This is a genomic window from Marinomonas foliarum (assembly GCF_003337275.1).
In the GTDB taxonomy this organism is placed as follows: domain Bacteria; phylum Pseudomonadota; class Gammaproteobacteria; order Pseudomonadales; family Marinomonadaceae; genus Marinomonas; species Marinomonas foliarum.
This window is the reverse complement of sequence record NZ_QPJQ01000054.1, coordinates 1-14,957: the sequence shown is the minus strand read 5'-3', so window position 1 is coordinate 14,957 and position 14,957 is coordinate 1. Positions and strand designations below refer to the sequence as shown.

At 42.9% G+C, this 14,957-nt stretch carries 15 protein-coding genes; 9 read left to right on the top strand and 6 right to left on the bottom strand.

Annotated elements, in window-relative coordinates; genetic code table 11:
• Positions 1 to 987: methyl-accepting chemotaxis protein (locus tag DFP77_RS18745; protein WP_258861226.1), on the top strand; the 987-nt coding region annotated here is incomplete at its 5' end.
• 70 nt (positions 988 to 1,057) lie between these two features.
• Here the strand turns inward: DFP77_RS18745 and DFP77_RS18740 are convergent.
• Genes DFP77_RS18740 through hemC form a run of 4 tightly spaced genes read right to left on the bottom strand, consistent with a single transcriptional unit; the run spans position 1,058 to position 5,216 of the window.
• Positions 1,058 to 2,287: a heme biosynthesis HemY N-terminal domain-containing protein gene (locus tag DFP77_RS18740; RefSeq protein WP_114413718.1), complete on the bottom strand. Its 1,230-nt coding sequence runs from the start codon at positions 2,285 to 2,287 to the stop codon at positions 1,058 to 1,060.
• Complete coding sequence (locus DFP77_RS18735; RefSeq protein WP_114413717.1) at positions 2,284 to 3,522, bottom strand: uroporphyrinogen-III C-methyltransferase; 1,239 nt, start codon at positions 3,520 to 3,522, stop codon at positions 2,284 to 2,286. The genes DFP77_RS18740 and DFP77_RS18735 overlap by 4 nt, the downstream gene beginning before the upstream one ends.
• Positions 3,515 to 4,276: a uroporphyrinogen-III synthase gene (locus DFP77_RS18730; RefSeq protein ID WP_114413720.1), complete on the bottom strand. Its 762-nt coding sequence runs from the start codon at positions 4,274 to 4,276 to the stop codon at positions 3,515 to 3,517. Before DFP77_RS18730 ends, DFP77_RS18735 begins: the two co-directional genes overlap by 8 nt.
• A gap of 16 nt (positions 4,277 to 4,292) precedes the next feature.
• Positions 4,293 to 5,216: a hydroxymethylbilane synthase gene (hemC, locus tag DFP77_RS18725; RefSeq protein WP_114413716.1), complete on the bottom strand. Its 924-nt coding sequence runs from the start codon at positions 5,214 to 5,216 to the stop codon at positions 4,293 to 4,295.
• A gap of 156 nt (positions 5,217 to 5,372) precedes the next feature.
• Here hemC and argH point away from each other — a divergent pair, with 156 nt between their 5' ends.
• On the top strand, positions 5,373 to 6,773 hold the full coding sequence (gene argH, locus DFP77_RS18720) for an argininosuccinate lyase (protein WP_114413715.1): 1,401 nt from the start codon (positions 5,373 to 5,375) through the stop codon (positions 6,771 to 6,773).
• 83 nt (positions 6,774 to 6,856) lie between these two features.
• Here argH and DFP77_RS18715 read toward each other — a convergent pair whose 3' ends face one another.
• A complete protein-coding gene (locus DFP77_RS18715; RefSeq protein ID WP_147270575.1) occupies positions 6,857 to 7,690 on the bottom strand; it encodes a hypothetical protein in 834 nt (277 codons plus the stop codon).
• A gap of 223 nt (positions 7,691 to 7,913) precedes the next feature.
• Here DFP77_RS18715 and lptM point away from each other — a divergent pair, with 223 nt between their 5' ends.
• The 6 genes from lptM (at position 7,914) to trxA (ending at position 11,957) form a co-directional block, all read left to right on the top strand.
• A complete protein-coding gene (gene lptM / locus DFP77_RS18710; protein ID WP_205115744.1) occupies positions 7,914 to 8,033 on the top strand; it encodes an LPS translocon maturation chaperone LptM in 120 nt (39 codons plus the stop codon).
• Between the two features lie 14 nt (positions 8,034 to 8,047).
• Positions 8,048 to 9,301 (top strand): diaminopimelate decarboxylase, encoded by a 1,254-nt coding sequence (lysA, locus tag DFP77_RS18705; protein ID WP_114413713.1) that lies wholly within the window; start codon positions 8,048 to 8,050, stop codon positions 9,299 to 9,301.
• A gap of 10 nt (positions 9,302 to 9,311) precedes the next feature.
• The gene (gene dapF / locus DFP77_RS18700; RefSeq protein ID WP_114413712.1) at positions 9,312 to 10,142 is read left to right on the top strand and encodes a diaminopimelate epimerase; all 831 of its coding nucleotides are present in this window, start codon (positions 9,312 to 9,314) and stop codon (positions 10,140 to 10,142) included.
• Positions 10,143 to 10,149: 7 nt separating this feature from the next.
• Entirely contained in the window at positions 10,150 to 10,815 is a 666-nt protein-coding gene (locus DFP77_RS18695; RefSeq protein WP_114413711.1) for a DUF484 family protein, read from the top strand.
• Positions 10,812 to 11,525, top strand: coding sequence for an HAD family hydrolase (locus DFP77_RS18690; RefSeq protein ID WP_114413710.1), 714 nt, complete (start codon positions 10,812 to 10,814; stop codon positions 11,523 to 11,525). Before DFP77_RS18695 ends, DFP77_RS18690 begins: the two co-directional genes overlap by 4 nt.
• A gap of 105 nt (positions 11,526 to 11,630) precedes the next feature.
• Positions 11,631 to 11,957: a thioredoxin TrxA gene (gene trxA, locus DFP77_RS18685; protein WP_110577410.1), complete on the top strand. Its 327-nt coding sequence runs from the start codon at positions 11,631 to 11,633 to the stop codon at positions 11,955 to 11,957.
• A gap of 55 nt (positions 11,958 to 12,012) precedes the next feature.
• On the opposite strand, the gene DFP77_RS18680 is transcribed toward trxA, so the two are convergent.
• Positions 12,013 to 13,419, bottom strand: a complete 1,407-nt coding sequence (locus tag DFP77_RS18680) for a peptidoglycan DD-metalloendopeptidase family protein (RefSeq protein WP_114413709.1) — start codon at positions 13,417 to 13,419, stop codon at positions 12,013 to 12,015.
• A gap of 106 nt (positions 13,420 to 13,525) precedes the next feature.
• Here DFP77_RS18680 and tyrS point away from each other — a divergent pair, with 106 nt between their 5' ends.
• Positions 13,526 to 14,830: a tyrosine--tRNA ligase gene (tyrS, locus tag DFP77_RS18675; protein WP_114413708.1), complete on the top strand. Its 1,305-nt coding sequence runs from the start codon at positions 13,526 to 13,528 to the stop codon at positions 14,828 to 14,830.
• Positions 14,831 to 14,957 lie beyond the last annotated feature (127 nt).

The following is a 14,957-nucleotide window of genomic DNA, read 5'->3' as shown; positions in this document are numbered from 1 at the left end:
GAACTCATCGGTATAACGTTTTCCACTCATAATTCACCTCATTTTTACCTATTATTATATAGCTATGAGATGTCTATTAAAGTGGGTCCATACCATGTTGCTACGCTAGATGTTGGTGTGAAAAGCTTGCTATCAAGGATGGATGCAGTCTTAACGCGTTTTGAAGATGAATCTTTAAAGGTCTCCGAACAGTCTAAAATAGGATTGGAATTGACCCTTGAAACAACGAAGGGTATGGCCAGTCAGCAGCATGAAACTCAAGATGTTGCTGCGGCGATGCAGCAAATGACCACCACTATTAATGATGTTGCTGAGCATGTTCAAATGACGGCTGATAGTGCCAAGTCCTCGTCCAAATCCGCAGAAAGTGGGCAGAAAATCGTTGAAGAAACCCGACATTCGATACGTAAGTTGAGTGATACTGTTAATGATATTGGTGCTACGGTACAAGAACTGGCAGATCGTTCTGAGCAAATTGCGCAAGTTGCACAGATGATTGATCAAATTGCAGAACAAACCAATCTTTTGGCTTTGAATGCGGCAATTGAGGCAGCTCGAGCTGGTGAGCATGGTCGAGGTTTTGCCGTGGTTGCAGATGAGGTTCGTCAACTGGCTCAAAGAACGCAAGGATCAACAAAAGATATTCACCACATTATAGAAACATTGCGTAGTGGTGCGAAAAGCTCAGTATCCATTGCCAACCAAGGTAAACAAGATGCGGCGCAAGGCTTAGAGAAAATTATCGAGATGGAGAATTCGTTCGCGAGCATTGTAAGTGCCGTGTCGAACATCTCAGAGATGGCGATGCAAATGTCGGCTGCAGTAGAAGAGCAGGCGCATGTTTCGGAAGATATTAATAGACAGGTTGTACGGATTTCTGACTTATCGGTAGCTAGTTCTGAAAAGTCGAACCAATCGAGTGACAGTATTCGCTCCTTACAAAGCGTTGCAGATAATATGCATGAGCTAGTCGTCCGATTTAAGTGATCTGATATGGCATTAAAAAGCGCCGTTATGTAAATAACGGCGCTTTCTTTGGTTATTGTTTACAACGTTTCTAAGGTAAAGGTAGTGGTTTTAACTGATCACTAGCTTGATTTAAATTGATCATCATTAGCTCTTGGCTTGCTTTGGCGTCCCCCATAGCTTTAAGTAGACGACTAAGCTCAGCAAGTGCTTCATTATGGCTGTCCAGTGAAAGGGCTTGCTCGTAATAATCTCGGGCTTTACCCCAAAGCATCATAGCTTGGCTTAAACGGCCACAGGCGAGGTATAGATTGGCGCTTGCTGGTGCTTTTTTAAGCCAGCTTTCGCAGTAACTTAATAACTTCTTAGGGTTGTCTTGTTGTATATTGCTGTATTCATAGATGAGTGCTTCGGACCAGTTCTGATTTAAACTCACTCTAATAAAACTTTCAGCTTTAGCATCATCACCAAAGTGAATCAGTGTTTGGGCGTACAGCTGCCTCATTCGGTCATCTTGAGAAAGAGTGTCTAGCTTATTCCATAGGCTCTCCACTTCAGATACGAGTTCTTTTTTGTTCTGCCCAAGCTTATTTCGAAACTTAATTTTATCTAGTAATGCTAGAAAGGCATTTTTTTCTAGCTCGAGCATATTGTCGCCATCAAAAATGCCCTCTTTTTTAAGTGTAGGGGTAAGTGCTAATAAAGCATCCCAATCTTTTAGTCGAGTATAGACACTGACTAGCATTTTTAAGGTTTGTCGATGCTTTGGTTTTAGTTTTTGCAAGCGTAGTAGCGAGGCAAGAGCGCCTTCGTAGTGCTCTTGCTTTATTTGTATCTGACTTTGGGCAAAGCCAATGGCGAACTCTGCTTCAGGTGTGGATTTATGGGCAGAACGCAGTAGGGCTTTGGAGCGCTCGTGTTCATCTTGCTCGCTGGCTGCGTAAGCTGCACCAATGTAGTTTATTAATGGGTAAGGGACTTTCTCTGCGCTATTGGTAAGCAGTTTCTCCGCTTTGTTCCAATTGCCACCAACAAGCTCCAACATACCCCGAATAGTATTTCGAGACGCTCTTTTTTGCGCTAGGTTTCCTGTTACTTTTGCCAGAGAGTTGCTTGGTCGTAGTGTGATGAACAATATGCGTTTTACCCAGCTAAGCACGTAGAGTGTGATGATCATGGCGACGATCAAAACCCATAAGCTGGTTTCAATAGTGACACCGTTATACGCTAGTAAAACGTAGCCACTATCTTGGCGCATGAGCAGCCCCAAAACGCCACCAACGGCCATCATGATAACTAATAAAAAGAGGAGTTTTCTCATGCATTATCTCCTGATTCTATTTGAGGCGAAGTGCTGTTTGTTGAGTCTGCTGAGTTAATTGTCTCAGTATTTTCTGCTCCACGAGAGTTCCATTCTTTCGTTAATGATTTTACTGCCAATAGTGAATCTCTTGGCGATGGTAAATCTGGAGAAGGATTGAGTTGTTGTAGTGCGGTTAAACTGGCTAGAAATGTAGTAACTGTAGTTGACTGGGTTTCAAAATGCTCCGTTGTCGCATTGGCTACTCGAGATAAGGCTTGCTGATAAATGGCAGGCTCACCCTTTATTAATGCGACTTGAGCCACTTCCAATTGTAACTGTAAACCAGTAATAAGTTGTTGGTATTCTGCTGGTGGTAGTAATGCTTTAATGGGTTTGTGATTGTAGTTAATCACCACCAATGAGCGTATCGATGTCCAAAAGCTATCCAACACTGATTTAAAGCTGTTAACGGAGGTGTTTTCTACTTCCGCATTCTCGGATAAGGTTTTTGATGTGTTGGCCTGCCATTCTTTCGATGGTTCCCGCTGAGGCAGTGATTCAACACTGTCATACAGAGTGTTTAACTGAAGATATGCGCCTTCTAAATCAAACTGATTGATCGACTTTAAGGCTTGGATGTCCTTGGCGAGAGCTTTTCGTGTTGCAAACACAATCGGGTCTTGTAATTCGTTTAGAATGTCGTCAGCGTTCGAAAGTAGAGTGACAGCGCCGCTGCTATCGGCTTCCAATAATAGTCGCTGGTTTGCAAGTCGAATCAAATATTCCGCTTCCGCTAATTTCCAATCTTCTTTGGTCGTGTTGCTTAGGCGATTAAGCTTCGCTTGAAGCGATTGTAATTTTTCGTTCTGTAGAGCTTGCTGTGTTATCAATTGCTCTTTCTGAGATTGAATCACTTGCTCGGATAAACTGACTTTTTTTATGAGTTCGCTTAGTTGAGATTGGTTAAGTGTATTACCAGAAAGTTTACTGCTTAGTGTGTTTTGCTGCGCCATCAGTTGTTGGACGTCTTGTGGAAGTGTAGTTTGAATACTTTGGAAATAAAGCCAGCCGCTGGTTGCAACGGCGATAGCAGAAAGGCCTAAGGCAAGAGAGCCTAATATATTGCTTGTTGACGTATTTTCGTCTTTTGATTGTGGAGAACTTGACTGATCGGCATTATCTTTTAGTGCCGTGACAGGAGTGGCTTCAGTTGCATCTTTTGGTTGTTTCTCTTGCTGGTTGCTCTCAGTCATTCTGTTTTCCTGTATGAAGTTCCGTCGCTTTGATCAAGCTGTTATCGTCTGCGCCATTTGCGCACGAGGCATTTATCCAACCCATTTCTTTTGCTTGCTGATTGACCCTAATACTCGGTGTCATTATCGGCAGAGCTTTCCACCCTAGTTTATGCTGTGACACGTATTCTGATAGGTTGAGTAAACTTTCGCCACTGGTAGCCCATATTAAATTGATATCGGGCAGCATGAAGAAAGTTTGAGCTGAATACTGAGGTTTTTTTCTTTCATAGAGTGAAAGGTAGCTAATTTTTGCTCCTCGCTCTTCTAGTTTATTGCCCAGTTCTGGGCGACCACCTTCTCCGCGAACAATCAGTATTTTCTGATCTTTCATTCTTGCAGGTTTCAACCAATCAAGTAAGGCTTCTGTGGTGTGCCCTGGATTTGATAGCGCTGGAACACCCTCATCAAGCAATGTCTGTGTTGTTCCTTGACCTATGCCTATCCAATGAACACTGGCAGGCAGCATTGGCCAACACTCATCCAACCAATCACAAGCGAGCCGAGCTGCATTTTTACTGACAAATATGACGTAATCAAATGTGTCGATATCAAATACTTGTGCTCGAATGGCAGCTTTCTTGTTTGCCTCTTCTATCGGTGAAATTTCCAGCATAGGAAGTGGAACCGCTACCCAGCCATGAGTGCGAACACGTTCACAGCTGAGTGAGTTTTCAGGCTCGGGCCGAGTGATGAGAATCTGACAGTCTTGCACCAATGTTTCGCCTATTTTATTTGTACAAAGCATCAAGAATGACGTCAGCGCCACGGGCAAGTAAATCATCGGCTAATTGAACGCCTAGTGATTTAGCATCGTCTTTGTGTCCACGAATTTCACCTTCAATCATGGTTTTGCCGTCTGGGCTACCTACTAAACCTCTTAGCCAAAGAGTATCTTCGTTTAATATAGCAAAACAGGCAATAGGAGCTTGGCAACCACCATTAAGGCGTTCATTCACTGCGCGTTCAGCGGTTACGCGAATGGCTGTTTCTTCATGCTGTAATGGGGCTAATAAATTAATGGTTTGCATGTCATCGGAGCGGCACTCAATGCCCATTGCACCTTGTCCGCCCGCGGGCAAACTTGTGTCGGCTGGAATTTTTTGTCTAATTCGATCAAACATTTCTAGACGAATTAAGCCAGCGGTTGCCAGAATGATGGCATCGTATTCACCGTCGTCCATTTTTCTTAGTCGCGTGTTGACGTTGCCGCGTAGGTCTTTAATAATCAAGTCAGGACGATTCATTTTTAATTGACAAGAGCGTCGTAAGCTTGATGTTCCTACGACTGCGCCACTGGGTAATTGATCCAGTGATTCCACTTTATTGGAAACAAAGGCATCACTAGGGTCCTCCCGCTCACAAATGACGGCAAGACCTAACCCTTCTGGGAACGCCATTGGTACATCTTTCATGGAGTGCACGGCGATGTCTGCGCGGCCTTCAATAAGAGCGCTTTCTAATTCTTTAACAAAGAGGCCTTTTCCGCCAATTTTAGAAAGTGGTGAATCTAAGATTTGATCGCCTTTTGTTGTCATGCCAAGCAATTCAACTTTCATATCTGGGTAGAGGCTTTCTAGTTGCGCTTTGACGTTGTTGGCTTGCCAAAGGGCTAACTGGCTTTCTCTGGTTGCAATCACAATCTTATCTTTCACTTCATCTCCTAATGACTTGTAGATGGACAAATACCTTTCAATTTTCTGCTTCAATGATACTCGCTAAGAAGGACTCCGTCATCTTTCAATGCTTTATAAGTCGAGGCGCTTAATGTACTCTTGGCAGCTGTTTGAATTTGTGTGGGAACCAACCGAATGACTGATACTAATAAAACCACGAACCAGCAATGGGGTGGTCGTTTTTCTGAGCCTGTTGATGCGTTTGTCGCGCGTTTTACTGCGTCTGTTGAGTTTGATCAACGTATGGCTAAACAGGATATTCAAGGGTCAATTGCTCACGGCAAAATGCTGGCTAGCGTTGGTGTTTTGACGGAAGAAGAACGAGATCAGATTATTCAGGGTCTGACCGAAATTGAAGATGAAATTGCCCGTGGCGAGTTTGAGTGGTCTGTTGAGTTAGAAGATGTCCACATGAACATCGAAGCTCGCTTGACGCAGAAGATCGGTATTACTGGCAAGAAACTGCACACAGGTCGTTCTCGTAACGACCAAGTAGCCACAGACATTCGCCTTTATATGCGTGATGAAGTGGATTTCTTGATGGAAGAAGTGACTCGACTTCAGCAGGGGATTTTGAGTTTGGCGGAAAAAGAAGCCAATACAATTATGCCGGGCTTTACTCACTTGCAAACGGCTCAGCCAGTTACTTTTGGTCATCATTTGATGGCTTGGTATGAAATGATGCAGCGTGATTACGAGCGTCTGGTGGATTGCCGTAAACGTATTAATATTTTACCGCTTGGTGCGGCGGCGCTAGCGGGTACAACTTATCCGATTGATCGTCATATGACCGCTGAGTTACTAGGGTTTGAGCGTCCGACTTATAACTCATTGGATTCTGTTAGTGACCGAGATTTTGCTATCGAGTTCACGGCAACAGCGTCTATCATCATGATGCATATGTCTCGTTGGGCAGAAGAGATGGTGATGTGGGTATCTGCGCAGTTTAATTTCATTTATTTGCCAGATCGCTTCTGTACAGGCTCATCTATTATGCCGCAGAAGAAAAATCCTGATGTGCCAGAATTGGTTCGAGGCAAAACCGGTCGTGTTTACGGACATTTGATGGGCTTGTTAACTTTGATGAAGTCTCAGTGTCTGGCGTACAACAAAGATAACCAAGAAGACAAAGAGCCTTTGTTTGATACGGTTGACACGCTAAAAGGTTCATTGCGTGCCTTTGCCGATATGATTCCTGCAATAGAGTCTCGTAAAGAGCATATGTATGAAGCGGCTCGCCGTGGTTTCTCTACTGCAACCGATTTGGCGGATTACTTGGTTCGTCACGGTGTGGCTTTCCGAGACGCTCATGAAATCGTTGGTAAAGCGGTTGGCTATGGCGTGAAAGAAGGTAAAGATTTATCCGAAATGACGCTGGAAGAGCTACAGTCTTTCGGTAGCATGATTGAAGCGGATGTTTTTGATGTTTTGACACTTGAAGGTTCTGTTGCGGCCCGTAATCACATTGGTGGAACGGCTCCAGCTCAAGTGTTACTAGCAGTAGAGCGCGCTAAAGCAGATTTAGCTGCGCGCTAAGTTTTGCTAGACTAAATGACAATGCTAAAAAAGCGGTAACCTTAGGGTTACCGCTTTTTTTATGTGTGTCAGGCCTCAGAGGGTTATTGTTTTATTGGTTGATCTAGGTTGAATGGCGAATCCGGACCTAATACTTCATTTGTGATGATGCTAGGTGAAATATTTAGTTCAAAGTGAAAAAGTTTGGATTTGACACCGCAGCCGTCAAACACAATGGCCCAACCTTCATTGCTGCCTTCTTTGGGTAGTTTCCAGCAAACCCCTTTGATGTTGACATAGCGTGTTCCATCCGCGTCTTTTGTTATTGGGTAGTCCACTTCTTTTGTTAGGCCTTTCAGATAGTCTTTTTGTGCTTTTTTGGATTCTTCAATTTTATCCCTTAGTTCAGCGGAGAAAACATCAGCTAGTGATTCGTTGGTTGCTTCTGGTGATAAGGATACTTTTGATAAATCTAGAAGGTCCGGTTTATCTACGTTTAATTGCGATGGGGCCAAAATAGAGCCCTGTTCGGTGCTCTGTAATTCGCCTTCCTGCAATCTATCCACAGAATCTGCTAACTCGTTATTCATGTTGCTAACGATCTCTTCGGGATCAAATTCAATTTCTCTTTCACTGAGCTCTTTGCCTGTCGGAACTTCAGTGTTATTGGCAGATGATGGCTCAACTTGTTCTGTGTTTGTGGGTTGTGCATCTTCAGGTGTGTCAGAAGATGTCATTTCTTTATCTTGTGCAAATGTACCTGCTTCTACAGGTTGATCGTTTTGGCTGTTTTGTGCAGGTAATAACAATAATTCAAAGGTGGAAGGTCGAGTGTCTATATCAAACCAATGTTGGTTTTCTGATATTTCAATTATGAGTATGTGTATTGCGATGGCGCAGGCAAGTGCAGCCATCCATGGGGCAATCCTGTTTCTCATAGTCTTTCTTATTGTTCGCGCTTTATTGATGTTGGTGATGTTTGAGTCCAAGTTAAGTCGGTACTTTATAGCTTGAGGCTAATATAGCAAATTCAAGCTCGTACGCATGCTAAATCTATTGAAAGAATTCTTTGAAAAGATTATCCATGTAATTAACTCGCTGGGGTTGGGAAACGAACTGGCTGCAAGGTATACTGTCTCAATCAAAAATAGAAGAGATAAGATGATGTCTAAGTGGGCTTTAGTATGTGTTTTGGCTGTTGTTTTGGCCGCTTGTGGAAATAAAGGTGCTCTTTATTTGCCAAATGATGCTGCTGTGCCGCAACAAGAGTCGTCTTTATAGCTGAGGATTCCCCTTTGGATTTTTTTAATTACTCAAATCAAACTCTGTACGCAGAGGATGTTGCTTTATCAGATATCGCTAATCAGTACGGAACACCTTGTTACGTTTATTCTCGTGCTACGTTAGAGCGTCATTACAAAGCATATGCAGATGCGTTTGCATCGCACCCAACTTTAATTTGTTATGCCGTAAAAGCCTGCTCCAATATTGCGATTTTAAATGTATTGGCTCGACTTGGGTCAGGTTTTGACATCGTTTCAGTTGGTGAATTGGAACGTGTTTTGAAAGCTGGTGGTGACCCTTCAAAGGTTATGTTTTCTGGATTAGGTAAGCAGGCAGCCGAAATGCGTCGAGCGCTTGAGGTTGGTATTCACTGTTTCAACGTTGAGTCTGAAGCGGAATTATATCGACTAGACCAGGTCGCAGGGGAAATGGGCAATATAGCACCTGTTTCTTTGCGTGTTAACCCAGATGTGGATGCAAAAACTCACCCATATATCTCTACTGGCTTGAAAGAAAACAAGTTTGGTATCGATATCCAAGACGCAGTTCGCATTTATAAAATTGCGCACGAATTGCCTAACTTAAATGTTATGGGTGTAGATTGCCACATTGGCTCGCAGCTGACAGAACTTAAACCTTTCTTAGATACCTTTGATCGTCTAATCGGTTTGGTTGATGAGCTTTCCGCTGAAGGGATTAAGATTAAGCATCTTGATCTTGGTGGCGGTCTGGGCGTTCGTTACCGTGATGAAGTGCCACCAGAACCAGCGGAATACGCAAAACTTTTACTGGATAAAGTAAAGGGTAAGGATTTTGAATTGGCTTTTGAGCCAGGTCGTTCTATTGCAGCAAATGCGGGTGTTTTGTTGACACAAGTTGAGTTTTTAAAATGCACACCTCACAAAAATTTTGCCATTATTGATGGCGCAATGAACGATCTTATTCGTCCCTCTTTGTATGGCGCATGGATGAATATTGTTCCGGTATCTTTGTTACCTACTTCAGAAGGTAAGCGGAGCTATGACCTTGTTGGTCCCATCTGTGAAACGGGGGATTTTTTAGGTAAAGACCGTGAATTGGATATTCAGGCTGGTGATTTATTGGTTGTTCGTTCAGCAGGAGCGTACGGATTTACGATGGCGTCAAACTACAATAGCCGTAATCGTGCGGCCGAGGTGATGGTTGACGGTGACACAACGCATTTAATTCGTGCTCGTGAAACGATTGAGCATCAGTTAGCTGGTGAGCAAATATTGCCAGACTGAGGAGTTCGTCGTGTTGTTAAAATTTACCAAAATGCATGGTCTAGGTAATGACTTTGTCGTCGTTGATGCCGTGTCTCGTAAAGTGTTTTTTAATAAACAACAGATCGAGAAATTGAGTGACCGTAATTGGGGGATCGGTTTTGACCAGCTATTAGTGGTCGAGCCACCGATGAACCCAGATATGGATTTTCGTTACCGTATTTATAACTCTGATGGCAGTGAAGTGGAGCATTGTGGAAACGGTGCTCGTTGCTTTGCTAAGTTTGTTTTAGACCGTGAATTAACCAATAAACGTATCATTAATGTCGAGACAAAGCGTGGCGCTATTCAGTTACGTGTGCTGGATGGTGGTCTTGTTACGGTAGATATGGGCGAGCCAAGCTTTGCGCCAGAAGATTTGCCATTTACTGCGGAGCCTTGTGATGGGCTTTATAGTGTCATGGCTGGTGATACGGAATATTTCATTACACCGGTCTCTGTTGGTAATCCTCACGCTGTGATCAAAGTTGATCAGCTCATTGATAGTGAAGTAGCAAAGACTGGGCCCTTAATCGAGTGCCATGAACGCTTTCCTCGTAAAGTAAATGTTGGTTTTATGCAGGTTATTAGTTCTGATGAAATCAATTTACGTGTATTTGAACGTGGCGTGGGTGAAACTCAAGCCTGCGGCACTGGTGCTTGTGCTGCTGTAGTTGCTGGAATTAAGCAAGGTTGGTTGTCACCTAAAGTCACTGCACATCTACGTGGTGGTGATTTGCATATTGAATGGCAGGGGGAGGGGTTGCCTATTCTGATGACAGGCCCTGCTGAGAAAGTATTCGAAGGTCAAATTTACCTATAGAGGAATTATGAGCGAAGACGATGTTGTTCAATATTTGTCACAAAAACCGGACTTTTTTAGCCGGCATACTGATTTGTTGGAGAGCCTGACGCTTCCTCATCCAGTTAATGGAAAAGTGATTTCGTTGCTTGAGTATCAAGTGAATCTATTGCGAGAGACGACTGCGGACTACCGTAGTCAGTTTGAGCGTCTTGTAGATGTCGCTCGTGATAATGAGTCTACTATGCAAAAGAGTCGTCGTTTAGTTTTGGCAGGCCTTACTTGCAGTTCTTTAGATGATCTTGCTGTTGTTATTGATGACATGGTGCGCGATGATTTTGAAGTATCCCACCATGCGCTTATCTTGTATGGTGAGTTTCCCGATAGTGCTATTAGGACTCATCAGCTAGTGGAAGATGATGCATTTTTGTCTCATGCCGCAGGTTTCTCTGATTGTTTTTGTGGCGTACTGCCAGCTAATGAAATGAATTATCTTTTTGCTGATGATGCCTCTTCGATCGAGTCTGTTGCTGTTTTGCCATTACTGTCTAGAGCGGGGGGGGAAATTAAAAGGTGTGGTGTTCTTGTGTTGGGGGCGGAAAGTAAATCTGCTTTTGATAAAGAGAAGGGGGCTTTGTTTCTTCAATACGTTGCTGATTTGTTAAGTGCAATTTTATTGAGGTTGCTGCCATGAGTGTGTTGATTACCTTCGATTTAGATAACACTTTGTGGGATGTGTCTCCCGTTATTACTCGTGCAGAATACGCAATGGAGTCTTGGTTTGAAACGCGTTTCCCTGGTTTCTCCCGTCAGTTCCCTTTTTCTGTTCGAGAAGAGCTGAAAGGCCAAGTTATACTGTCAAATCCTGAGATTGCACCGAATTTAACTGCAATACGTTTGGCGATTTATAAACTTGCTTTAAAACAATTCGGCTTGCCATCAGAGGAAGCGGATTCTGTTGCAAGTGCTGCCTTGGCACACTTTTGTGAATGGCGGCAGAAAGTGGATCTTTATCCACATGCTGTTGGTGTTTTGGAATCCTTGAGTCAAGAATATTCAATGGCTGTTATTACGAATGGCAATGCCGATGTGTTTCATCCTTATGTTGGTCTAGGGCAATATTTTCATTTTGCTGTTCGTGCCGATCAACTAGGTGTTGCTAAACCTTCTGTAGATGTCTTTTCTATGGCGGCAAAACGAGCAGGTGTGGATTTGACGGATATCATCCATATCGGTGATCACCCAGTTGATGATGTGTTTGGAGCATCAAATGCTGGAGCGAGAAGTGTTTGGTTTAATCGTCATGGTGCTCAACGCTGGGAGGATGAATGGGGAGCTCGTTCGCATGCGGAAGTCCATTCACTGTTGGAGTTACCAACGGCTATTCGTTCTTTGTTATTATAGTTTTTTTCTATTATTTTAATTTGTTTGAACACATTTTTACCCTCATGATTTAGTGGTACACTAGCCCCATTCATTAGTTAAAGAGATTTTTTAAGGAACTTATATATGAGTGAAAATACAGTTCAGATTACTGACGCGCAATTTGCAGAAGAGGTTTTGAATTCAGATATCCCAGTTCTTGTGGATTTTTGGGCTCCTTGGTGTGGACCTTGCAAAATGATCGCGCCTGTTCTAGAAGACGTAGCAGCTGAATACGCGGGCAAAATTAAAGTGGTTAAGCTGAATGTTGATGAAAACCAAGAGACGGCGCCAAAATACAATGTTCGTGGTATTCCTACTTTGCTGATTGTTAAAGGCGGTGAAGTGGCTGCAACTAAAGTTGGTGCGGTTTCTAAATCTCAGTTGATCGAGTTTGTTAACAGCGCAATTTAATCTTGTTGTGATATGTAAAAAAGCAGCCATATGGCTGCTTTTTTTTATGTCTGCGTTAATCTTTTAATGAAGCTAGCTTTTGTGCAAAGGTAGGGGAGTGCGAGTTCGCTAGCGTCGCAACGATTTGCTTTGCGTAAGGAAGATACTTTTGTAAGTCCTTCTTAGGCATAGGATCATCGTTAGGTAGTTTAACGGTGACAGGGTTTTTGTGAGTGCCGTTGATCCTAAATTCATAATGTAGATGAGGGCCTGTTGCCCAACCTGTTTGTCCTACATAGGCAATAAATTGTCCTTGTTTTACTCTTGCACCACGTTTAGTGCCTCTAGCGAACCCTTTTAGGTGCGCATAAAGTGTCTGGTACCCTTTGCCATGATCGATGATGACGACATTTCCATAGCCATTTTGCTTGCCCGCAAAGGAAATTTTACCATCGCCAGCTGCTTTAACTGGTGTCCCGCTGGCTGCTGCATAGTCAACACCTCTGTGTGGCCGACTTGTCTTGAAAATTGGATGTAAACGATTTGGGTTGAATTTAGATGAAATTCTAGTGAAGTCGACAGGTGTTCGTATGAAGGCTTTTCTCATCGCTAGCCCGTCAGGTGTATAGTAATTTGCACCTTTTTCGGTTTGGAATCTAATTGCCTGATACGTTCTACCATTATTGATAAATTGGGCGGCGATGATGTTGCCATTTCCAATTTTTTCTCCATCAAGGAATTTCTCTTCATAAAGTACGCTCAAGCTATCGCCTTTTCTAATATCTAACGCAAAGTCGATATCCCATCCGAAAATATTAGCTAGTTCAATTAAAAGAGGTTGATCTATACCAGCTCTTAAACCATCGACAAATAAAGAGTTGTTTATCTCGGCTTCTTTGTAGGTCTGGTTTACCTCTGGGGTTCTTGATGCTTCAGATCTTGAAAATTCATTATCATTTCTTTCAAAGGCAACACTGTCTAAACGATTTAAAATTAGTGTTAAATGAGTCAGTTCGCCAGAAACTTCATTTGTCGTGAAGTTTATCTCTTGGCCTGGTCTCATCTGAAGCAATGTTTTTTGCTTTTTATCAGCTTGAGAGACTTTGTATATATCCTGTGCGGATATGCCTGCCTTGGATAGAATCTTTGATAAGGAGTCGCCAGATTTAACTTCAACCGCTTGTGTTTTAAAAGTTGGAGGGCTGGATTTTTTTGCTAATGTGTCTGGTACAGGGGCTTCGTAGGGGGTTCCGCTATACTCTTGCTCTGTAGTGCTAGAAAGAGGGATATTGTTTCTAGGTGTGAGCTTTTGTAGGTCATGAAGCATAAGCTGTGACTGGTCGATTACTTCGAAGTTCGCTTCAAATGATATTTCATTGTTGTCGACGATCTCTTCCTCTGGGAGCACTATGAGTACTATGGCGAGGAATGCACTTATCGCTGCAATCAGAAGTAAATGCTTTGTTGGTAATAACTTTATCAAAATGTGTACCCAAAAAATCTTTATAAAAGCCTTATAATCCTACCAACATTACTTTTATAATTGAATGCTTAAGTACGATAAACTAATCAGGATATGGATCAAAATAATGACTGTAAGCAGTAAAGACCTATTAAATGACTTGCAAGCTCGTGGACTTGTCGCCCAAATGACGGCAGAAGAAGAGCTAAAAAAACATCTAGATGCTGGAAGTCGTACTCTTTATTGTGGTTTTGATCCAACGGCGGATAGTTTGCACTTGGGGCACCTTGTGCCTCTCCTTGTGCTTAAGCGTTTCCAAGATGCAGGTCACAACCCCATTGCGTTGGTAGGTGGCGCGACAGGACTTATCGGTGATCCAAGCTTTAAGGCTGCTGAACGTCAGTTGAATACATCTGACATTGTTGCTGGATGGGCAGAGAAGATTCGTGGGCAAGTTAGTCAGTTTGTAAAATTCGATAATGTGCCTAACCCTGCTCGTGTGGTGAATAACCTTGATTGGGCAGGGGAAATGAGCGTGTTGGATTTTTTACGCGATATCGGCAAGCATTTTTCTGTTAACTCAATGATCAATAAAGAGTCTGTTCAGCAACGGTTGAATAGAGAAGGTGCTGGGATATCTTTTACTGAGTTTTCTTATGCCTTGCTGCAAGGTATGGATTTTGCTGAGCTGAATCGTGCGTACGACTGCACTTTACAAATTGGTGGTAGTGACCAATGGGGTAATATCGTTGGTGGGATTGATCTTTCCCGTCGTCAAAATCAAGCCCAAACATTTGGTATGACAGTGCCGCTTGTTACTAAGTCGGATGGTACTAAATTTGGTAAAACAGAGTCTGGTGCCGTTTGGTTGGATTCTGCTAAAACAAGTCAGTATGCGTTTTACCAATTTTGGATGAATACAGCTGACGCTGATGTGTATAAGTTCTTGAAGTTCTTCACCTTCCTTAGTCTTGAAGAGATTGAAGTGATTGAAAAAACGGATCAAGAAAGCACAGGTAAGCCTCAAGGGCAGGCCATTTTGGCTCGCGAAGCAACTCGCTTGGTTCATGGGGATGAAGGTCTCCAAGCTGCGCAGCGTATTACTCAAGCGTTGTTTAGTGGGGAGGCGGACCAACTTAGTGAACAAGACCTCGAGCAAATTCAACTGGATGGTCTTCCAAGTAGTTCATTGAGTGAAGTGGATTTGGCTCAAACTCCTTTGACTAGTTTAATGGCAGACGCGGGGCTAGCAGCAAGCGGTAAACAGGTAAAAGATGCACTTCAGCGAGACTCTGTCTTTGTAAATGGTGCTGCTAAAGGTCTAAATGATAACATGGGGGCGGCCGAGATTTTTACTGCACAGAATGGCTACTTCGGTAAGTACTTCTTAGTAAAACTAGGTAAAAAGAAGCATCACTTGTTTGTCTTGTAGGTAGTACTACTAGGTGAGAAGGTTCATTCATTAAACAAAAGGCACTTAGGTGCCTTTTGTTTATTTGGGACTTTATAGCTAAAAACAAAAAAACTTTCAGAAAAGAGCAAAAAGAGCTTGCGCTAAA